Here is a 21490-nt window from a genome sequence, read left to right as displayed (position 1 = left end):
ATTTTAGATATTATAATATCTATTGTGCAAAGGACAAGCAAATAAGAGCGGGTGTAGTTCAATGGTAGAACACCAGCCTTCCAAGCTGGTAGCGTGGGTTCGATTCCCATCACCCGCTCCAGATAAGAAAGCATACCCCTCAATGGCCAAAGAGCCATTGAGGGTTTTTTGTTTTGCATTTATAAAGCAAAATATTCTATTTCGACAAAATATTACATAAAATACTGAAGGATTTTTTGGGGTAATATAGAATTAGAAGTAATATAACTTTCAAATCGAGGTGCAAAAAATGGATTTTGAAGCAATTATGATGGAAGGAACGCTGATTTTAAAGATAAGAGGTGAACTTGATCAATATAATGCAGATAGATTTCGATTAAGATTTGACATGAAAATAGTAAGTCCTGAGGTACAAAAAGTGGTAATTGACATTTCAGAACTTACCTTTATGGACTCATCAGGTGTTGGCTTTCTGGTCGGAAGGTTCAAAACTGCAAGGGCTTTTGCAAAAGAACTTGTCTTGGTTTGCAGCTCAAGCTATATCAACAGATTTCTTTCAACTTGTGGAATAGAAAAGCTGATAAAGAAATATACAACTATTGATGAGGCTTTGAGCTAAAATTTTTGTAAAATGAACGGATGTGAAGGAAATATAATGAGAATTTTAAACTATATGGAACTTAAAATTTCTTCTAAATCGCAAAACGAAGCGTTTGCAAGGGTGGCTGTTGCTGCATTTGTTGCTCAGCTTGACCCAACATTGGATGAGGTTACAGAAATCAAGACTGCTGTATCTGAAGCTGTAACAAATTCCATAATTCATGCATATGAGGATAAAATTGGGGAAATAATAATAAAAGGAAAGATTTATGAAAATTTTGTTGTTGAGATTGAGGTAACTGACTTTGGCAAGGGAATTGAAGATGTTGAGCTTGCACGCCAGCCACTTTTCACAACCAAGCCTGATGAAGAGCGGTCTGGTATGGGTTTTACTGTGATGGAGACGTTTATGGATAAGGTTGAGGTTACATCAGAGGTTGGCAGGGGTACATGTGTGCGGATGTTCAAAACCATTAAAAAACGAAAGAGCGAGGGAGTGGAAATTGAGCAAAGTTTCCCAGGAGGAATTGATAAGTAAGGCAAAGAACGGTGATAAAAAGGCGCGGCAAGAACTCATTGAAAACAATCTTGCGCTTGTGTGGAGCATTGTCAAAAAGTTTGCAATCAAAGGAATTGAAGCTGACGATTTGTTCCAGATAGGATGTATTGGACTTATCAAAGCAGTTGATAGGTTTGACCCAAGCTTCAATGTCAGATTCTCAACATATGCTGTGCCAATGATAATTGGAGAAATAAAAAGGTATTTACGAGATGATGGTAAAATAAAGATTTCACGAAAGATAAAGGAAAACCAAAACAAGCTCAAGAGATTTCGCGATGAGTTTTTATTTCAAAACGGCAGAGAGCCAACAATTAGCGAGATTTCAGAGACAACAGGTTTGAGCCAAGATGATATTTTGCTTTGCATAGATGCATCACTTGATGTCACATCTTTAAATGAGGTTATAAACCAAGAAGAAGGAAAGCCTATCACACTTATGGACATTGCAGCTGATGAGGACTACTCAAGCAGACTTTTAGACATAATGGCTTTGAAAAAAGGATTGAGAAAATTAAAAGGACGTAAACGCTACATAATACTTATGCGCTACTTTAAAAACAAAACACAGTCTGAGATTGCAAAAGAACTCAATATCTCACAAGTGCATGTTTCGAGGATTGAAAAAAAGCATTGGAAAGTATAAAGAGAGAGTTTCTCTGAAAATGATAAAATTTCAGTTTGACACGCAGTCGGAAAAAATGCGTGTCTTTTATTTTTTTATATTTTGTGATTTAATATAGATAAAATAAATTAAGTTTTAAACTTTGAGAAATGGAAAGACTAATCCAATTTTTCTTTCCTCGTCGCTGCTCATTTTGTGGTAAGGTGGGAAATGACCCATGTGATGAGTGCAAAAAGTTTATACAGTTTATCCAAGGCAAAACCTGTGAAAAATGCGGAATGCCAATTGGTGACTTTGTCTATAGTCTTTGTCCAAACTGTCAAAGAGAGAGTTTTACCTTTGAAAAGGTGCTTCCCGTTTTTTACTATGAAGGTGCTGTCCGAAAAGGTGTTCATCTTTTCAAGTATAGGGGTTTTTACCAGAATGCTTTAACATTTTCAAATCTGATGGCAAATAAAATAATAAGCTCTAATGTACACATAGATATTGTAATCCCTGTACCAATAAGTTATGAGAGGTACTTGAAAAGGGGATATAATCATTCCTACCTTTTAGCAAAGAATATATCAAAAACGTTGAAAGTACCTCTGCTTGATGCTCTAAAAAGAACGCAGCCTACAAAGTCCTTTTACAACCTTTCAAAAGAAGAGAGAAAGAAGGAGATAAAAGATAAGATTGCACTCAAAAGAAGATATGAAAATAGTGTAAAGGGAAAGACAATCCTGCTTATTGATGATATCTTCACAACTGGTGCAACAGCAGATGAGTGCTCAAAGGTTTTGTTAAAAAACGGTGCGAAAAAGGTATACGTATCTGTTCTGGCAATAACAAGACCATCAAGAGAATTAAAATAGGGGGTTGTGAAAATGGATGTTAGAAACTGCAGAAGGTGTGGAAAGCTTTACCTGTATGATGGAAGTCCTATCTGCCCTCAGTGCAGAAAGGAAGAAGAAGAGGATTTTAAAAAGGTAAAAGAGTATTTGTATGAGCATCCAGGTGCGACGTTGCCAGAGGTGTCTAATGCAACAGGTGTGTCACCTGAGAAAATTTTAAGATTTTTAAAAGAGGAAAGACTTGAGATTGTGGGAGAGAGCAATATCATTTTAGAGTGTGAAAGATGCGGAAAAGCTATAAAAACAGGTAGGCTTTGTGATGAGTGCAAAAGAGAAGTTGGTACACGGTTTTTGAGCTATCTTGATGATAAAAAGCTTCGAGAGAGCATGAAGAAGAATGAAGAGTATGCTAAGAGAAAAGAAGGCGGCTATAGATATCTTTCTAAAGATTTCAAGGATGACGAGAAGAAATAAAATTCTGTTAAACTTTTTTGCAAGTTTTAACGATATATTAAGTGAGAATGTTGAGTGCAAAGGATGGGATTTGCTATGAGGATAGAAGATAGGATGAGGATATTCCAGCTATACAGTAGCAGCACAAGAGTAAACAAGGTAGAGAAGAAGCAAGATGTAAGAAATGCAGATAAACTTGAAATCTCAAGTGAAGCAAGGGATTTTCAAGCAATTCTGAATGCTATAAAGTCAACACCTGACATTCGAGAGGAAAAGGTAAATGAAATAAAAAGTAAAATTGAGTCAGGCACTTATAATGTAAGTGCCAAGGACGTTGTGGAAAAACTAATAAGGGAATATAAGCAAGCGAAAAACGCATGGTAAAAAATTTTTCGGTGGCTGCTTTTGAATTTTTAGCAGCCTTTATATTTATTGCTTAAAATTTAGTTAGGAAAGAGTTGATTTTTCATGAATCAAGATGTAAATAGTGTAATTGAAATTTTAGAGAAAGAACACAATATTCTAAGAGAAATACTTGAACTTTGCAACTCCAAAACAAAATTTATAGTTGAAAACAACATATCAGCCCTCATAGAGCAGTCAACAATTGAAAAACAAAAAGCAGAGGAGATAAACAAGTTAGAAGATTTAAGACAGAGCTTGATTGCTAAGATATCAAAGGAAAAGAGTACAGAAATCTCATCACTTGATAACTTGGTAGAATTTTGTAAAGATGAGCAGAAACAGAAGTTAATTGACATAAAAAATTCTATCAGTAAGGTTGTCAGCGAAATAAAGCGTGTAAATGATCTAAATTTGAGGCTTATTCAAAGCTCACTTGAGTATATAGATTTTATGACAAATTTGATCTCTTCCTATTTCACCGACGACACTACTTACCAAAAAAATGGTCAGAGCAAAATTACAAAAAAGAACTTGTTTGATGTAAAGCTTTAAAAATAACAAAGGAGCTGAAAGAGATGTCTTTTTATGGTCTTGAGATTGCAAGAACAGGAATTTATGTAAATAGAAAAGGGCTTGAGGTTACATCCCACAACGTTGCAAATGCCTCAACACCAGGGTATACAAGACAGGTTTTGAATGTAAAATCAATTCCCCCTTCAAATCAGGTGGGGATTTATGATCCAAAGTTTCAGGTGGGAATGGGTGCAGATGTTCAGAGCCTTGTTCAGATTAGAGATATGTTTTTAGATATGCAGTATAGAAATGAATATTCGCGCCAGGGTGAGTATGAAATAAAGGCTGATAACTTAAATTTTATCGAAGCCATATTTAATGAGCCAAGCGATACAGGCTTGTCTGCTGTTATGGATCAGTTTTTCTCAAGCTTGCAGGAACTATCAAAAAATCCTGAGAGCTTGACAGTTCGTGCGCTTGTGCGCCAGAGAGCTCAAGGTTTAACTGATGCAATACATAAGATGTACAAACAGCTTGAGGACTTGCAAAGTGAGCTAAACGACCAGATTTACGACAGAATCCTTGATATAAACAGTATTGCTCATCAGATAGCAGACCTGAACAAACAGATTTTCGTATTAGAACTTCGTGGCGAGAAGGCAAACGATCTTCGAGATCAGAGAAATCTTTTGGTAGATAAGCTTTCTAAAATTGTTGACACACAAGCATATGAAGATTCAGAGGGCAGATTCATAGTCCAAATTAGTGGGGAGACATTGGTTAACCACTTTACTGTGTATGAGCTTGAGACAGACAAAGCAAAGATAAAAAGATTAAGTGGTTTTGATTCAAATGGTCAGCCAACAAACTTTGACCCTGATAATGCACTTTCGCAGCAAAACCTCTATGATGTTCCGGGACTCTTTGTTGTAATGTGGAAAGATACAGGGCAGGTTTTAAATGTTAAGTCTGGCGAGCTAAAGGGGCTTTTGGATATGAGAGATGGTATTGGTGGGATTGACGAAGATTTGACTGTAAATGGACAGGATATTGATGTACCAAATAAAAATAACTTTACAGGGATACCATATTACCTAAACAGGCTAAATGAGTTTGCAAAAAAGCTAATTGAAAAGTTTAATGAGCTTCATACACAAGGATATTCATTAAACGGGCAGAACACAGGTATTAACTTTTTTGAACCGCCGGTTGATTCTGGTAATTTCTTCTTTGCAAGGTATATCAAAGTATCAGACGATATAATGAATGATCTGAACAACATAGCAACAACAACTGACCCTGATAATCTTCCGGGTGGCAATGACCTTGTTGTAAAGATGCTACAGCTTAGAAATGACACATCAATCTTTAGAGAAGGCAAGTTTGAAGACTTTTTAAAATCGCTTATTTCAAACCTTGGTGTTGATTCACAAGGTGCAAAGAACTTTGCAGAAAACCAGAAAGTTATGGTCACCCAGCTTGACAATCGTCGTCAGGCTTTGTCTGGTGTTTCAATAGATGAAGAGATGACAAACCTCATAAAGTACCAGCACGGGTTTCAGGCATCAGCAAGAATGATAAATGCATTTGATGAAATGCTGGATGTCCTTATAAACAGGCTTGGACTTGTAGGAAGATAATTTGAAGCTTTGAGGTGAGAGCAAAATGAGAATAACAAGTAATATGATGGTAAACAATTTCCTTATAAATCTTAATAAAAACCTTGCAAGACTTGACGATTTGCAATATAAGATGGCAACAGGCAAAAAAATTAGATACCCTTCTGATGACCCAGTGATAACTGCAAGGTCGCTAAGGCTCAGAACTGATGTGTCTGAGATAGAGCAGCTTCAGAAAAATGTTGATGATGCAACGTCATGGGTTGATATGACAGAAAGTGCTCTTGCAGATATTACAGAGTCACTGCAAAGAATTAGAGAACTTGCAGTCAGAGGTGCAAATGGTACAAATACAAAAGAAGACATGGCTCAGATTGCAAAAGAGGTTGCGCAGATAAAACAGCATATAATTCAGGTGGGAAATACAAACTATGCAGGAAGATATATCTTCTCTGGTTTTAAAACAGACACAGCACCACTTAATTCAGATGGTTCTTTTTCAGATACAGGCAATTTTGCCTCAAGTGGCGGGTATCCTGTTGATTTGTCAACTGGAAAAAATATTATTCAATTTGAACTTATGAAAGCAAACTATATTAATATAAATAAAACAGCCAACCAGATTTTTTACATCCAGGGTGAAGCAGATGAAAATAAAGGCAATTTATTCAAAGTTTTAGATAATCTTATAAATGCACTTGAAAGCGGGGATGCAACTACAGTAAATTCTCTTTTGAGCGATATTGACAGACACATTGACAATGTTGTTGCACAGCGCGGCGATATTGGAGCACTTCAGAACAGGCTTGAGCTTATTAAAAATAGGCTCAGTGACGACAATGTGAACTTTATTACATTGCTATCAAACAACGAGGATGTTGACATGGCAGAGATTATAATGCAGCTGAAAACCGCAGAAAATGTTTACAGGGCAGCACTTCAGACAGGGGCACAGATTTTGCCACCAACACTTTTGGATTTCTTGAGGTTTTAAATAGTCTTTAACAGAAAAGCTTGAGGAAGTGCTAAAGATGCAAATTGCAAGGATTCAAATTCATCAAACTTTTGCTAAAATAAAACTTCATCAAGAGCATCTTAAAGTCAGAATAAATCAAGACAGGTGCTGGGAAGAAGTAAACCTTGGTTCAACAGATTACTTGGTGCGTCAAAGCGCCCAGCAAGGATATAAACAGGTTTTGAGGTATATACAAAAGACAGCAGAAAATGGCAACAGACTTGCCAGAATTGAAGATGGTGGTGAGCCTATAATTGACATCTGCATTGAAGAGGCTTTTCCAACCTATGACTACAACGTTGATATAATCCCAAAAAGCCGCCCAGAAATCTATTTTGTAGGTGGCAAGGTGTATATAGATTTTGAGATGGGCAAGGTTGATGTGAGGGTATGAACGAAAGAGAGGTTATAATAGATAAGATAAGCAAAATAATGTTTAGAATGAAAAGAATAGAGAGATTTAAAAGTATTACTTTTGAAGATTTTAAAGATAATAGTAATATTCAAGATGTAGTTGCTTACAATTTGTTTTTGATAGCTCAAAATCTAATAAGCCTGTGCAATCACATAATTGCTGATAAACAATTTGAAGTGCCTGAGAATTTTGAAGATATTCCTGAAATTTTAGCTAACGAGAAGGTTATTTCGGATGCTTCTTCCATCTTTATGAAGAAAATAATTGATTTGAGAAATGCAATTGTTTCTGAATATGCCCAATTAGATTTAAATGTTGTATATGACATCTTGAAGAATGATTTAAATGAGATTAAGAAAGTTCTAAAGGAAATTGTGGATTATTTAAAACTATAAAAAAGGGAGAATAAAAAAATGGTAGTTCAAAAGTCAGTAGTCCAGTCAAGGGTATTTGGAGAGCTTGAAGTAAATGAAGAGAATATAATAACCTTTGAAGAGGGGATTCCTGCGTTTGAGAATTTAAAAAAATTTGTAATTGTCAAAGAAGAAGGCAGTCCATTTTTGTGGCTGCAGTCAATCGAAGATAAAGACGTTGCATTTGTCATCATTAATCCATTTGACATAAAACCTGACTATGAATTTGACATAGGCGAGGAAGTTTTGAAAAAGCTTAAGATAGAATCAGAAAGAGACGTTGCAGTTTTTTGTATTGTTGTAATTCCAGAAGATGTAAAGAAAACAAGAGTTAATCTCAAAGCTCCAATTATTATAAATGTGAACAAGAGAAAGGGAATGCAGTATCTTTTAGACGATGAAAGATATCCTCTTAGGTATTACCTTTTTGAAAATTTAAATTCAAACGTGCAGAAATGAGGTATATAAAAGATGCTTGTTCTTTCGCGCAAAGTTGGTGACCAGATTTTAATTGGAGATGATATAATAATAAAAGTCATCAGCATAGAAAAAGATAGTGTAAAACTTGGAATAGATGCCCCGAAAAATATAAAGGTTTTGCGATATGAGCTACTTCAAGAGGTTAAAAATGAAAATGTCGAAGCTTTACAAGGCAAAGATAGACTTAGCAAGATTAAAGATTTAAAAGAAATTTTGTCTGATGGGCAAAGATAAAGGGGCAATAATCAAAAATTTGGAAGAGTAACTAAAGGCAGGAGAAAGGCCTGCCTATTTTTTTTGTAAAATTATTTTATTTGGGATAAGCTCAAAAATCCAAAGTATACTTTAAAAGATTAGCTTCAAAGATATAAAGTATACTTTATATTTTTAGGCTAAAAATTAGAAGTATACTTTACAAAATGCAAAAATGTTTTAAAAGCAAAGCAGAGAATATATATCTGACCCAGCTATTAGAAATGCAGTTTTGATGATAGACAATCTCTTTATTGATAGCAAAAAACTTGGAATTACGGTCGAAACAGCAGTTTTTAAGCATGTATATAACTTTTACAGTGAAGAAAATGCAAAGATAGGCTATTTTAGAAAATCAACTGATAATTAAAAAGAAATTGACATAGTTGCCCAGTTTCCAAATGGTAAGAGCTTAATTGAAGTGAAATTTAGAGAAGATAGCGCACTTGCCGAAAATGATGCAATTGTGCAGATGTGCCAAAAAGAAAAAGATATAATCTCAGCAGTGCTTATTACAAAAAGAGCAGAATACTATGGCAGACTTGAGCTTAATACAAAGGTTCCAATTATAAAGATTCCTGCATTTGTGTTTATGTATTTGTTTGGGAGAGAATGATTAAAAAATTTGAATACTATTAGTGATCATTTATACTGACGTGACATTTTATTATTTTGAAAGATTTATATCAAAAATACTTTATAACTTTAGATTAAAATAGAATCAATGTGGTATAAATAAATTAAAAGTTATTAATTCTGTAAAAAACACTAAAGATGAGGAGGATAGATTAATTTGAAACAAACTTCAGAACTTGAAATTATTATAAAAGAGCTAAAAGAGACTTTAAAGGTATTCAATAAAGCAACAGAGATAAAGCCGAATGACAAAGATGTTTTAGAAAAATTGGAAAAATTTTTAGATGGTATATCAAATCTTAATAGTATTTTTGAAACACTGAATGATATTATAGGTAAAGCAAAAGATATAATTGCCAAAGAAAAGGAAAAAATATCTTACAACTTTAAACTAATTGAATCTGAATTGATCATGGAACTAAAAGAAAAAGGAGTTCCTCTAAGAGAGTGCAGTGATGGTTGGAGAATAAAAAGTATTCAGTTAAAGACTAAACCTCAATCATCAGCTGTTAGCATTTCTTATAATAATCAAACAATCATTGGTTGGACAAGGGTCAATTCAAAAGAAGATATTAAATCTTTGATAGAAGAGGCAGAAAAGTTACTATTTCAATTCCTTATGCCTAAGGATGAACTTATAGATATATTCTGGGATGCATATAAATATGCAAGATTTAAAAGTGGAAAGGATGTTGTGAGTATTTTCGATTTTTATACAGAAGTTAGACTACTTCAAATAAGAAGATATTTAGAAAAAAACAAACCTGATGCTAAGATAACAAAGTATACAGAGTTTCCTAAATGGGCGTTTTTGTATAATTTAGATATCTACAGAAGCATATGGGATGAGATACCTAAAGACAAACGGCTTGCCTTGCAAACTGGCAGTATGCAAGAAACAATGCAGGGTAAGGGTATGTATATAAACGGGCTTAATCCTGATGATGACTACAAGATAATGTGTTATGTGTATGAAGCAAAAGAAGGTGTTTAAAAAATGCAAGTGATAAGCAAGGATAGTATAATAACCTCACTTAATAAAATTGCTCAGAATGGGACAGATGATGTTGAGATTGCAGATTTGATTGATGTTGGGAATCAAGATTACATGAATTATTTTGAAAGCGAAGTGATTGAGAATCTTATTGCAAAAGGCGGGGCAACATGTAAATTTATTGAAGGTGCATATGGTGCGGGGAAAACTCATCTTTTAAATCTAATTTACAAAAAAGCTTTATCGAAAGGTATGCTGGTTGCATTTACAACTTTGGACAGTGCTGTTTCATTGACTGATTGGAAGCTGGTGGTTGAGTACATCTTGGAAAACGTCGAATACAGGCATGAAGGGATAACATACAAATCACTGCCAGAGATTCTAACGTTTGCAGGGGAAAGGTTGGTAGATGGGAGGCAAAAGGAAATTTTAAAGTCAGCAAAATTGCCATCTGCAAGTTTTAAAAATGCCATTTTGCTTGCTCTTAACAAAAAGAATTTGAACAATGAGGCATGGGAAGTTGTAAAAGAGTATTTGGTTGGTCGAAAAGTCAATGTTCAAACCTTTAAAAGCGTAGGGATTTATAATGTAAAGGCAAGCTTGAGTAAGTCTAACGCAGAGAATGTTTTAAAAACAGTTTTATCATCTTTACATATTTTGGGTTTTAAAGGGGTTGTATTGTTGTTTGATGAAAATGAAAGAATGCTTTCAGGTTTTGGAGGAAGAATTTCAAGGCGTAACCAGCTTGCAGCAAACCTTATGCGTCGATTAATTGATGGCTGTTCAAGTGGTGCTTTGGAAGGGGTTTTGATAGTATTTTCAGTTTTGCCTGATTTTATTTCCCAAGTTGCAAATAGGTACGAGGCTCTGGCTCAGCGCTTGCAGATAATTAAAGGTGAAAATAAATGGATTGGTTGGCGTATTCCCTTTCAAAAGGTTGACTCTGTTAACACATTGAGAGACAACCCACAGAGTTTTATGGATAGCATGGTTGAAGCTTATTTGAGATTGGCTAAAAATTTTGGTATTTTAGATGATGATTTTAAAAAAGAAGTCATAAACAGTTGCGTAATGGTACTAAGAAGAAATGTAGGCTCAGGTTACAAACGAGAGCTGGCAAAGACTATTGCTACTATGATATTGGAAAGGATGAGATAAATTGGATAAGGACTTATTTTTAAGAGCATTATATACTATGGCACAACACGGAACAGCACCAGCTGAAGGATGTAAATATTTTGGTGTGGGATATGAGAATGTGTTTGAGGCAATTAGACAAAAATACTTTTATGAGCATTTTGGCCGAAACATTTGCGCACAAAAATTTGTTATAGGTCCATATGGGTCGGGGAAAACACATTTTTTACGTCATTTAATGGAAATTGCAAGAGATGAAAACTGTGTTACTTCTGAAATTGCTTTAAATCGGGATATTGATTTTTCTGATAAGCTACTGATTTACAGTGAAGTTGTACGGAATATGAAAGCACCATTACAGCGGAATGAGGGTTTGAGTGAGTTTTTAAGATACACACTTGAAAATATGGTAAATGACACCCAAAATTCTCAGTATTTGAAAGAAAAATTTTTAAGAGATATCAATGATGGTAGCTTTAAATCACGAGAATTTGGAAAGGTTATAAAATTAGCAATGATTTCTTACCTCAACGGGGATATTTCAACCTTTGATTTGTGCTGTGATTATTTATTAGGCAATATTTCAGACAGTAAACTTTGTAGAGAATTGGGTATATCCAAAGTGACAAAATCAGCTCAAAATAAGCGTGCAGAGGATATGCTTTTTTCTCTTTTCCAGTTTGTTTATTATATTGGTTATAGAGGAATAATTGTGGGTTTTGATGAGGCTGAACAGAGTTTTAATGTTGATAGAAAAAAACTTGCCAAGATTTTTTCAACACTGCGTTCTTTATTAGATGCTATTGTCAACTTAAAAGATGCCTCTGCCCTAATTGTATATGCTATGACAAATGATGTTTATGAAGAAATGAATAAATACCCAGCATTGCAGCAAAGGCTTTCAAGTCCGTATGAGAAGGATTTTTTTAGTGGAAATGTTTTAGCCCCAGTTATTGACCTTACACGACTTGATTCTATTGATTTGTCAAAGAAAATTGCTATGAAGATTTCAGATGTATTTTATGAGACTTTCAAAGACCAAATTAACATTTCAAAAAATGAGATACTAAGAAAAGCTGATGAGATATCAGGGGAAATCATAAAAAAGGGTGTTTCGAGCTCAAACAAGCGTGAAATAACAAAGGCTGTTTGCACATATTTGTTAGAAATTCTTGAAGAAAGAGAGATTGATTATGGTAATTTAGGAAAAATATATACACAAAACATATACGAAGATGAGGTTTAAAAACATGATGAGAGAAGATACCACATTTAAAAAATTAAGGGTTATAGAATCACTTAGATTTGGATTGGTGCCAGAGTATTACATAGACCAGCTTACAATAGGTTTTGATCAGATCAAAGATGTTACAGAAAAGATACTGAGAAAATGCGAGTCTTTTTTGCCTGTTGGATTTCAAGTTTGTGGAGAATATGGCTGTGGAAAAAGTCACACCCTATCTGTTATGAGATATATAGCACGAAAAGAAGGGTTTTTTACTTTAAAAGTGGAAGTTGATGGAGAAGGCATAAGCCTTTCTAATCCATCAAAACTATTGAACATATTATTTTTAAGTATTCAAGACAATGATATATATTCAGACTACCCGTTAGTAAGTCTTTTTTTAAAGGCATTGCTACTGAAAAATGGCAGCTTTGAAAAACTAAAAAGATTTGAAACAATCCAAAAATACCTAAATGTTATAACAGCTTTAGCTGAGGTGGGTTTATTAGATGAATATTCTTATTTTATAGAATCACTTCTTACATGCAGTGATGAGGTAAGTGCAACTGATGTAAATGAAATGCTATCAAGTGCTTTGAGATATTCTGGATATTCAAATTTAAAACTAAAAACTCTTATTAGCAGAAAAGTAGATGAACGATATTTTGATTTTATTGAGGCATTAGCAGGGATTGCCACTTTAGTAGCTGCTGCAGGTTATAAAGGCCTTATGGTTACAATAGACGAGTATGAGGTTGAAAGAATAAAAAATCCAAGCAATTATAAAATGGTTCAAGACATGTTGTACGTAATTGGACGATATTTAAGTGGCGGGTTGAATGTTCCAAGAGCTCCACTTTGTATAATATTTTCAGCAATAAATCAGGGTGGTGAAAAGGGTGACCCAGACATCACAAGATATATTTCAAAAACACCTGAAAATATGTTTGAGGTAACTAAGTGGAGTGAATCTCAAAAAATAGAGCTTTTAAAGAAGCTGCATGTCCTTTACTGTGAGACTTATCAATTGTGGTCTGAGTTTAGCTTAAGCACAGGAGAAAATCTAACAAAACTCATAGAAAGTAAACTTCCTAACAGTGAGAGCAGGCAAATTCGTTCGATTATAAAATGGTATTTGACACTACTGGATTTGCAGTATGGACCACCAGGCATAAGAAGGTGATAAGAAATATGGATAATGGCTATTTAGAAGATCTAAATATTAAGAATCAGCTTTCTTCAACATGGGATATGTTTTTTGGAAGCTATGGTAGACTAAAAGATGTTCAAAGAAAGGCAATTCCCAAAATACTTGAGGGAAAAGATATTTTAATATGCTCACCTACTGCAAGTGGCAAAACAGAAGCTGCATGTGCACCCTTGATTGAGAGGTTAAAGTCAAGGTTCAAGGTCTGGACAATTTTATACATTTGTCCAACAAGAGCACTGGTTAACGATATCTATGAAAGGCTTTATTCACGGCTTATCTATTATGATATTAATATTTTAAGAAAAACAGGGGATTATCAAGCCGAATTTAAAACAATTCCGAATATACTAATTACAACACCAGAGTCATTTGACAGTATGATGTGTAAAGGAAAACTTAAAAATGGTTTTGGGCATATTTTATCTTGTGTTTATGCGGTTATTTTAGATGAGGTACATCTTTTATATGGTAGCTCAAGAGGTGAACAAGTAAGATGGCTACTTGAAAGGTTAAGAAGGCTAAAAGCTCAAGCTTTTAAAGAAAAGTGGTGTGATGATGAAAAGATTCAGATTATTGCAATGAGCGCAACAATGAAGGAACCTGAAAAGATATTAAAGTATTATATTCCTGATGGTGAAATAATAAAAGCTGAAGGGAAAAGAGAAATAAATCTAATATCAGATGAAATTGTTTCAATTGATGAGACAATATTCAAGCATTTTTGCAGCATTGATTTTCAAAACAGGTTTAAGAAAATTCTAATTTTTTGTAATTCAAGAAATAAAGTTGATGCTTTAGTAGCAGAGCTCAGAAGTATTTTAAAAGATTCAAGCTACCAAATTGTATCTCATCATGGCAGTTTAGCAAAGTCTGAAAGAGAAGAAACCGAAGAAATTTTAAAAAGGCATGAAAGGGTTATAGCAGTTTCATCTTCTACCTTTGAAATAGGAATTGATATTGGCTCAATTGATTTGGTTGTTTTGGCAGAACCGCCACTTGATATGAATAGCTTTCTTCAAAGAATTGGGCGTGGGAACAGAAAAAACGAGAGAATAGATGTCCTTTTATGTGCTGAAAATGATACTCAAAGACTAATTCAAAAAGCCATGCTCTTTTGTGCACAAAATGGAATTCTTTTAAATACAGCAGCGGGGAATATTTTTCATGTTATTATCCAGCAGATAATCTCATACATATTTCAGTCAAAAGATTTGAAACGAAGCAAAGATGCACTAAAAAGCTTAATAGAATCTTGTTTAAAATATTATTTTGAAGACTTATCAGTTGCAAATGACATTATAAACAATCTAATTTTAAGCGGCCAGCTCAAAGAAGCGGATGATGGCAAGCTAACTGTAAAGAAGGATTGGTTTGATAAGTTTTCAAACGGACAAATTCATTCAACAATTAGATTTGCAAATGGAATGTCAATCTATGATCTTGAAAAAAACAGGGTTTTAGCAACAAATGTCCAAGATTTTCAAAACAAAAGGATTAAAATTACAGGTCAAAACAAAGAGATAATAAATATTCAAGGAAACAGTATAATTGTAAAAAATTCCTCTGAGAAGTTGGATGGTGGTCTTTTAAGTTATGCACCATATGAAACTATATTTTTTAATACGCAGCCTTATGCAATAAGGACATATTTGGGATTAGAAGATAAAGTTTTTCCTTATATTATTAGAGATAACAAGGTTTATATGTTTCATTTGGGGTCCACACAGAGGGAGTTTTTTATAAAGTTATTAATAAGGATGTTAAACTTAAAGGTTATTGAAGCTGTTAATTCGTTTTTAGTACAATTTGATAAAGGTTATTGCAAAAAAGTTATTTCTTCTTTTAAAGATATAAAATGTCTAAACGATTATTCAATGATTAAGTTTATAGAAAAAGATATAGATAAAATTGAAAAAGAACTCAAAATTGATCCTTTGAACAAACTGCTCCCAATGAAAATAAGAGTGGAAGAAGTATTAAGGATTATAAACTTAGAAGAGGAACTAAAACTATTTAAAAAAGCAGAATTTCAAAATGTCACTCATACACAATTAGAAATGTACCTTGCAAAATTAATACATTAAATTCAAAAATTTTTCACATAACCCCTAAATTCATAAAACCATCTTACCGATAATCTTAATGAAAACAAAATAAAGCTTCACAGGGACGTGAAGCTAAAAAAATTAAGTTCAGGGAGGGTGTTGTTAAGATGCGTATTAATAATAACATTCAAGCGCTTAATACTTACAACAGATTGACAATTAACAATGAGATGCTTTCAAAATCACTGGAAAAACTTTCATCTGGTATGAGAATCAACAGAGCGGGCGATGATGCAGCAGGTTTGGCAATTTCAGAAAAGATGAGAGGACAGATCAGAGGTTTGAACCAAGCTATTAGAAATGCTCAAGATGCTATTTCATTAATTCAAACAGCTGAAGGTGCTTTAAATGAGACACATTCGATCTTGCAAAGAATGAGAGAGCTTGCTGTTCAGGCAGCAAACGACACCAATACAGATGATGACAGGAACGCTCTGCAGGCTGAAGTTGATCAGCTGAAGGCTGAGATTGACAGGATCGCAAGTACTACACAATTTAACACAAAGACCTTATTAAACGGAGGATTGGTAGCAAATACTGGATTAATATTCCACATTGGAGCTAATATCGACCAGAATATTACTTTAACGATACGTGCTGTTAACACAAGCTCATTGCAAATTACTTCTTTATCGGTTGCTGCACAAACGTCTGCAAATAACGCAATTTCTACAATTGACAATGCGATAAAATATGTTTCTGAAGTAAGAGCAAAATTTGGTGCATATCAGAACAGACTTGAACATACAATAAATAACTTAGGTGTTGCTTCTGAAAATCTCACTGCTGCAGAAAGCAGAATCAGAGACGTTGATATGGCAAAAGAAATGATGGCATTTACAAAAAACAACATTTTGATGCAGGCAGCAACAGCAATGCTCGCTCAGGCAAATCAGCTTCCACAAGCTGTTTTACAGTTGTTGAGGTAAGAGGTTTAAAGCTAAATAAAAGGGCCCTGGTTTTAAGCCAGGGCTTTTTTAAAGTTTTTTGGAAGGGAGATGTCATTGGTTTGAGTTGGAGAAAGCTTAGTATTTGTATGATGGTAAAAGACGAAGAAAAAAATTTGAAAAGATGTTTGGAAAGTTTAAAACCGATTCTTAAAGGCGACGAAGTTGAATTGATTGTGGTTGATACAGGTTCGAAAGATAGAACTGTTGAAATTGCAAAACAATATACTAATAACATCTTTTATAAACCTTGGAATTATAATTTTTCTGAGATGAGAAATTACACGATTTCACTTGCAAAAGGTGAATGGATTTTTATTTTAGATGCTGACGAAGAGCTTGAAGACGCAAAGATAATATTAAAGGAAATAGAAATGGCTGAGAAGGAAGGTGCAAATGCAATTAATATAGCCGTAAAAAATTTAGTTGAAGAAAATAATAAACAAAACTTTGTTTTCGGTTTTTCACCAAGACTCTTTAGAAATGGTTTTATAAAATACGAAGGAGCAGTTCACAATCAGCCTATTTTTAGAACTCCTATATACAACAGTAAAATTGTTATTTACCATTATGGCTATATTATGAATGATACTAAGCTTATGGAATATAAATATAAGAGAACAGTTTCACTTCTTAAAAAAGAACTTGAGAAAGACCCATTAAATATTTATTATAGATATCAACTTGGTGTTAGTTATAGTATGTATGGAAAAATTAGGGAAGCAATAGAAGAATTTAGAAAGGTCTATAACCTTTTGAAAATGGAAAATAGTGAAATGAAAAAAGGCTTAGTTGTGGTATATGGTTTGTATGCAAATAATCTTTTATTACTTGGACTTTTCGATAAAGCCTTAGAGGTTGCGGAAGAGGGACTTAATTTTAATGATGAGTATATTGATTTGTATTACATTGCTGGGCTATCTCTTTATGCAATGGGAAGAAGACAAGAAGCATTGGTATATTTCAAAAAATACATGGACCTTTTTAAAAAGCTAGATCAGATTAAACTCCTATACGATGCAAGAGTTGTATTTTACAATATAAGTAATAGTTATTTTGATAATGCTAACGCTATGGTTGTGCAATACTTATTAGATATAAATAATTTTTTAGAAGCCAAGGTACATATAGAGCAATTTAAAGACAATAAGCTAAAACTTCAGTATAGGACTCTTTTGCATATAAAAGAAAGAAATTTTAATGAATTGTTTGATTTTTATTCTTCTTGTAACCTAGAAGACAAAGAAAAAGTTTCTGAATTTATTGAAAAATATATTACTTACTTCAAATTTGATGAGGATGAAAGGTTAGAAATATATAAGAAATTTTCGGAATCAAATGATTTCTATGGCAAATATTGCTGTATAATAACAAAAAAAGAAAAGGTAGAGTCTGCTATTTTAAATATATTTGACTCAAATGTTTTCGGATTACTACCTTCCTTTTACACAAAAGTTCTTTTTAGGGTTGCAGAAAAAAAAGAATTTTTGATTGAGGCATTAAAGAAAGTTGATGTAATGGTTCTGAGGACAAAAATAGCAGAGGCGTTGACAGCAAAGTTTATTGATTTTGAAGATGTTATTAGTCTTTTAGAAGTAATAAAGCCAGAAAAAGCAGATATAGATATTTTAGCTCGTTATATAGCTTTAGCATTGTTGGTATTGTTAAATTTTCCTCGCCAAAGTGATGAAAGATTATATGAGATATTCTTAAACTACACAGAAAATGGTATATTATTGATGAGCAAGCTTTATAAAAGTGAAGAAATTAAAGAAAAATACAGATATTTTTTATCTGAGGAAGAAAAATATTTTGCTTTGATGTACTTGATTTACCTTTCATTGCAAGAGAAGAGAATGGACAAAAGTATAAAATACTTGCGTGAAGCAATATCAACAATGCCAAAATTGGTTAAACACCTTAAAAGATTCTCTAAGGACATCTTGGGAGTGGATGTTGAGAAGTTAGATTAAGTAAAAGTGTAGGGAACAGTTAGTAATTTTTACATACATTTGAGGGAGTGAATTTAAGTGAATGAAAACATTGAGAGTAAAGTTGAGAGAATAAAAAAGCTTCTTAATGAACTTGTTGAAAAAGGAGAATTAGATTATGCGTTAGAAGTGATTAACAAGTGCGAAAATGTTATTAAAAATGATATAGAGATTATTTCAATGAAAGGGATAATATACTACGCTAAAAATGAAATTGAAAAAGCAGAAGAGATTTTCAAAAAAGGTTTGCTTGTTGATGCAACGTATACAGATTTTTATTACAACTTGGGCTGTGTATACGAATTAAAAGAAGAATATGAAAAAGCGGCGAAATTCTTTGCTCGAGCCTTAGAGTTTGCTACTGGCGATGAGACAATAGAAATTGGCAGAAAGTTGAATAATATTTTGTATAAAATTTCTACACCTTTAAAAGACGAGACCAAAATAGCTTTCTTTGTAAAACCGGGGTTAGATAGTTTTTTAAACGATATAATATTAGGCTTGATGGACGAGTACTTTGTAAGAAAAATTGTTGTAACAGATTTTAAACAAATCGACGAAGGCATGCAATGGGCTGATATTTGTTGGTTTGAGTGGTGCGATGAGCTTGTGATATATGGGAGCAGGCATGAGCTTGCAAGAGGGAAGAAGTTAATATGCAGAGTTCATAGTTATGAAGCTTTCACGGATTATATTTTCAAAGTGAATTGGGATAATATTGATAAAATAATATTTGTTGCAAAGCATATTTTTGAACTTGTAAACGATAAATTGCAGGGTGTTCTACGTTCGAAGAGCGTGGTAATTCCAAATGGGATTGATCTCAAAAAATTTACTTTTGAAAAAAGAAATAGAGGATTTAATCTCGCTTACGTGGGTTATATAAATTACAAGAAAGGTCCAATGTTATTATTACAGCTTTTTAAAGCTTTACACGATAAAGATAACAGATATAAATTACACATTGCCGGCGAGTTTCAAGATGAGAGATATCTTCTCTATTTTAAACAAATGATGAAGGAATGGGAATTAGAGGATTCTATAGTATTTGAAGGTTGGCAAAATGATATTAATAAATGGCTTGAAGACAAGAATTATGTTATATGTAGTAGTATCTTAGAATCTCAAAATATTAGTATCATGGAAGCAATGGCAAAGGGGATAAAACCTGTGATACATAATTTTGTAGGAGCAAGAGAGATATATCCTTCACATCTAATATGGACTACAATTGATGAGGCTATAGATATTATATTATCTGAAAATTATGATTCTGTAAAATACAGAGAGTTCATTGAAAAAAATTATTCATTAGAAAACAAACTTTGCGAAATAAAAAAACTTTTAGAAAGTATTTTGCATGAGCAAAATCCTGAAAAAATTAAATTTATCACAAAGGTATATTTCGAGAATGAAGAATATAAGTTTTACCTTCCTAATTTATCCGATTATATTCAAAAAGTCATGTACAAAACCTCTCGCTTTTATGAAGAAGAAATGTTAAGAGACATTAAGCAAAGAATAAAGGGAGAAAGCATTGTTATTGACATTGGTGCTAATATTGGTAATCATACTGTTTTTATAGCTTCTCTGAAAAGGGTAAAGAAAGTTGTTTCAATCGAACCCTATGAATATAGTTTCAAAATTCTACTAAAGAATATAGAGTTAAATGGTTTAAACGAAAAAGTAGTACCTCTGCAGATAGCTTTAGGGAATAGTAATGGAAGATGCAAACTAATTATAGAAAACAAAAATAACTTGGGTGGATGTAAAGTTGCAAAAGATGAAACTGGAAATATAACTCTTGAAACTCTAGATAAAATAGTTGGACAATTAAATTTAAAGAGAGTAGATTTAATCAAAATTGATGTGGAAGGCATGGAGTTGGAAGTTCTAGAGGGTTCTATTCAGACTCTTCTATATTATAAACCAATACTATATGTAGAAATTTTAAATGAGAATTTTAGTAAGGTTAATTCGTTCTTAAATAATTTAGGATATAAGGCAACAAAGGTATTTAATGCCACACCAACATACTTATATGCAAAAGTGGAGTAATATTATATGCTTGTAGACTTGCTATTTTATTTTAAAGTGGTTGTTGAAATTTTTGCTAAAAAAGTTTGTTAAAAACGAAATGGAAAATTTAAACAATACAATGTTGATAATAGTAACAAGTGAGTAAACATGGAAAAGTTCTTCATTGTTATGAAGATAAAATTTTTGCTATTAATTTCCTTTACTTACACTGAGAAAGAAGGTGTTAAAAATGATGAGAAATTACGCCGAGGAACTTGCATATTGGTATTTTAGGCTCAATGGCTTTTTTATCTTAGAGAATTATGTTTTAGAAAAGAAAAATGACGAATTCGGTAATACATATGAAACAGACATTATTGCTGTAAGATTTCCATATGTTTACGAAGATGTTGGAGGTTATAAAGATGATTGGCATGATAAGTTGAAAGAGCTTATTCCTAATTTTGATAAAAATATTTTAGGAGTAATTTGTGAAGTAAAAAGTGGAGAAGGTAATTATCACACGCGTAAATTGTTCAGAAAAGAAAAGCTGGAGAAGTGCTTATCAAGGTTGGGCTTTTTTGAGTATAAAAGTGAAGAGTTTTCTGTGGCGTTGAATGAATTAGAAAAAGGCTCAGTTTACTCTAATGAAATGTATACAATAGTCAAAATTCTTATTTCATTACAAAATAACAATTGCAAGCAAGATGTTAAAAATATATCGTTATTTGAGGTTGATAATTTCATTTGTTCTAAAATTAAGAAGTATGAAGAAAAGTATTCAGACAGAGGATTCTTTATGTCTAATTTGATTCAGTATCTTACATGGGTAAAACATAATAAACCCTAATTTGGTAAATGTTTAAAAAACTCTAATAGTGAAAACTAAAGGTGAGTTATGTTTCTCTGTAATAGTCGTAATAAAATATTTTTGCATATGAGTCAATAAAAGTTATTCCAATACAAGGAACATATAAGCTCATCAAATTAGAGTTTGAAAAAGTTTAAAAAGAAAATGTTAATTTAGTATTTAATATTTCCATC

22 protein-coding genes, 1 tRNA gene and 1 pseudogene are annotated in these 21490 nt (G+C 32.9%); all 24 read left to right on the top strand.

Going from position 1 to position 21490, the window contains the following annotated elements:
- Window positions 1–47 precede the first annotated feature (47 nt).
- Window positions 48–121: transfer RNA gene (locus tag OTJ99_RS08220), tRNA-Gly, on the top strand.
- A 168-nt stretch (window positions 122–289) separates the two neighbouring features.
- A complete protein-coding gene (locus OTJ99_RS08215) occupies window positions 290–619 on the top strand; it encodes an STAS domain-containing protein (protein ID WP_045165850.1) in 330 nt (109 codons plus the stop codon).
- Window positions 620–655: 36 nt separating this feature from the next.
- Window positions 656–1138: an anti-sigma F factor gene (spoIIAB, locus tag OTJ99_RS08210; protein WP_045165851.1), complete on the top strand. Its 483-nt coding sequence runs from the start codon at window positions 656–658 to the stop codon at window positions 1136–1138.
- Window positions 1104–1805 carry a SigB/SigF/SigG family RNA polymerase sigma factor gene (locus tag OTJ99_RS08205; protein WP_045165852.1) on the top strand — a complete coding sequence of 234 codons (702 nt, stop codon included), beginning with the start codon at window positions 1104–1106 and terminating at the stop codon, window positions 1803–1805. Before spoIIAB ends, OTJ99_RS08205 begins: the two co-directional genes overlap by 35 nt.
- Before the next feature lie 128 nt (window positions 1806–1933).
- Entirely contained in the window at window positions 1934–2638 is a 705-nt protein-coding gene (locus OTJ99_RS08200) for a ComF family protein (RefSeq protein ID WP_045165853.1), read from the top strand.
- Window positions 2639–2650: 12 nt separating this feature from the next.
- Window positions 2651–3091 (top strand): TIGR03826 family flagellar region protein, encoded by a 441-nt coding sequence (locus tag OTJ99_RS08195; RefSeq protein WP_045165854.1) that lies wholly within the window; start codon window positions 2651–2653, stop codon window positions 3089–3091.
- Window positions 3092–3166: 75 nt separating this feature from the next.
- Window positions 3167–3454: a flagellar biosynthesis anti-sigma factor FlgM gene (gene flgM / locus OTJ99_RS08190; RefSeq protein WP_045165855.1), complete on the top strand. Its 288-nt coding sequence runs from the start codon at window positions 3167–3169 to the stop codon at window positions 3452–3454.
- Window positions 3455–3538: 84 nt separating this feature from the next.
- Window positions 3539–4027 carry a flagellar protein FlgN gene (locus OTJ99_RS08185; protein ID WP_045165856.1) on the top strand — a complete coding sequence of 163 codons (489 nt, stop codon included), beginning with the start codon at window positions 3539–3541 and terminating at the stop codon, window positions 4025–4027.
- Window positions 4028–4050: 23 nt separating this feature from the next.
- Complete coding sequence (gene flgK, locus OTJ99_RS08180) at window positions 4051–5628, top strand: flagellar hook-associated protein FlgK (RefSeq protein ID WP_045165857.1); 1578 nt, start codon at window positions 4051–4053, stop codon at window positions 5626–5628.
- Window positions 5629–5653: 25 nt separating this feature from the next.
- The gene (gene flgL / locus OTJ99_RS08175; RefSeq protein ID WP_045165858.1) at window positions 5654–6601 is read left to right on the top strand and encodes a flagellar hook-associated protein FlgL; all 948 of its coding nucleotides are present in this window, start codon (window positions 5654–5656) and stop codon (window positions 6599–6601) included.
- Window positions 6602–6638: 37 nt separating this feature from the next.
- Entirely contained in the window at window positions 6639–7016 is a 378-nt protein-coding gene (locus tag OTJ99_RS08170; RefSeq protein WP_045165859.1) for a DUF6470 family protein, read from the top strand.
- On the top strand, window positions 7013–7432 hold the full coding sequence (gene hepT, locus OTJ99_RS08165; RefSeq protein WP_045165860.1) for a type VII toxin-antitoxin system HepT family RNase toxin: 420 nt from the start codon (window positions 7013–7015) through the stop codon (window positions 7430–7432). Before OTJ99_RS08170 ends, hepT begins: the two co-directional genes overlap by 4 nt.
- Before the next feature lie 18 nt (window positions 7433–7450).
- Window positions 7451–7909 (top strand): flagellar assembly protein FliW, encoded by a 459-nt coding sequence (gene fliW / locus OTJ99_RS08160; protein ID WP_045165861.1) that lies wholly within the window; start codon window positions 7451–7453, stop codon window positions 7907–7909.
- Between the two features lie 12 nt (window positions 7910–7921).
- The gene (gene csrA / locus OTJ99_RS08155) at window positions 7922–8164 is read left to right on the top strand and encodes a carbon storage regulator CsrA (protein WP_045165862.1); all 243 of its coding nucleotides are present in this window, start codon (window positions 7922–7924) and stop codon (window positions 8162–8164) included.
- 189 nt (window positions 8165–8353) lie between these two features.
- Window positions 8354–8798: pseudogene (locus OTJ99_RS13070) on the top strand (DUF4143 domain-containing protein); the annotation flags it as partial.
- A gap of 177 nt (window positions 8799–8975) precedes the next feature.
- The gene (locus OTJ99_RS08145; RefSeq protein ID WP_045165864.1) at window positions 8976–9812 is read left to right on the top strand and encodes a hypothetical protein; all 837 of its coding nucleotides are present in this window, start codon (window positions 8976–8978) and stop codon (window positions 9810–9812) included.
- A gap of 3 nt (window positions 9813–9815) precedes the next feature.
- Window positions 9816–10970 (top strand): BREX system ATP-binding domain-containing protein, encoded by a 1155-nt coding sequence (locus tag OTJ99_RS08140; RefSeq protein ID WP_045165865.1) that lies wholly within the window; start codon window positions 9816–9818, stop codon window positions 10968–10970.
- A gap of 37 nt (window positions 10971–11007) precedes the next feature.
- Window positions 11008–12195 carry a BREX system ATP-binding domain-containing protein gene (locus tag OTJ99_RS08135; RefSeq protein WP_235374822.1) on the top strand — a complete coding sequence of 396 codons (1188 nt, stop codon included), beginning with the start codon at window positions 11008–11010 and terminating at the stop codon, window positions 12193–12195.
- A 4-nt stretch (window positions 12196–12199) separates the two neighbouring features.
- Window positions 12200–13357, top strand: coding sequence for a BREX system ATP-binding domain-containing protein (locus OTJ99_RS08130; protein ID WP_045165867.1), 1158 nt, complete (start codon window positions 12200–12202; stop codon window positions 13355–13357).
- Between the two features lie 8 nt (window positions 13358–13365).
- Entirely contained in the window at window positions 13366–15468 is a 2103-nt protein-coding gene (locus OTJ99_RS08125) for a DEAD/DEAH box helicase (RefSeq protein ID WP_269015327.1), read from the top strand.
- Between the two features lie 128 nt (window positions 15469–15596).
- Window positions 15597–16418: a flagellin N-terminal helical domain-containing protein gene (locus OTJ99_RS08120; RefSeq protein ID WP_045165869.1), complete on the top strand. Its 822-nt coding sequence runs from the start codon at window positions 15597–15599 to the stop codon at window positions 16416–16418.
- 107 nt (window positions 16419–16525) lie between these two features.
- Window positions 16526–18409, top strand: coding sequence for a TPR domain-containing glycosyltransferase (locus OTJ99_RS08115; RefSeq protein WP_269015326.1), 1884 nt, complete (start codon window positions 16526–16528; stop codon window positions 18407–18409).
- Between the two features lie 57 nt (window positions 18410–18466).
- Window positions 18467–20485, top strand: a complete 2019-nt coding sequence (locus OTJ99_RS08110) for an FkbM family methyltransferase (protein WP_052671504.1) — start codon at window positions 18467–18469, stop codon at window positions 20483–20485.
- A gap of 211 nt (window positions 20486–20696) precedes the next feature.
- The gene (locus OTJ99_RS08105; protein WP_235374824.1) at window positions 20697–21296 is read left to right on the top strand and encodes a hypothetical protein; all 600 of its coding nucleotides are present in this window, start codon (window positions 20697–20699) and stop codon (window positions 21294–21296) included.
- The last annotated feature ends 194 nt before the right edge of the window (window positions 21297–21490 follow it).

Source organism: Caldicellulosiruptor naganoensis, assembly GCF_026914285.1.
In the GTDB taxonomy this organism is placed as follows: Bacteria; Bacillota; Thermoanaerobacteria; order Caldicellulosiruptorales; family Caldicellulosiruptoraceae; genus Caldicellulosiruptor; species Caldicellulosiruptor naganoensis.
This window is presented reverse-complemented; position numbering and strand designations above follow the sequence as displayed.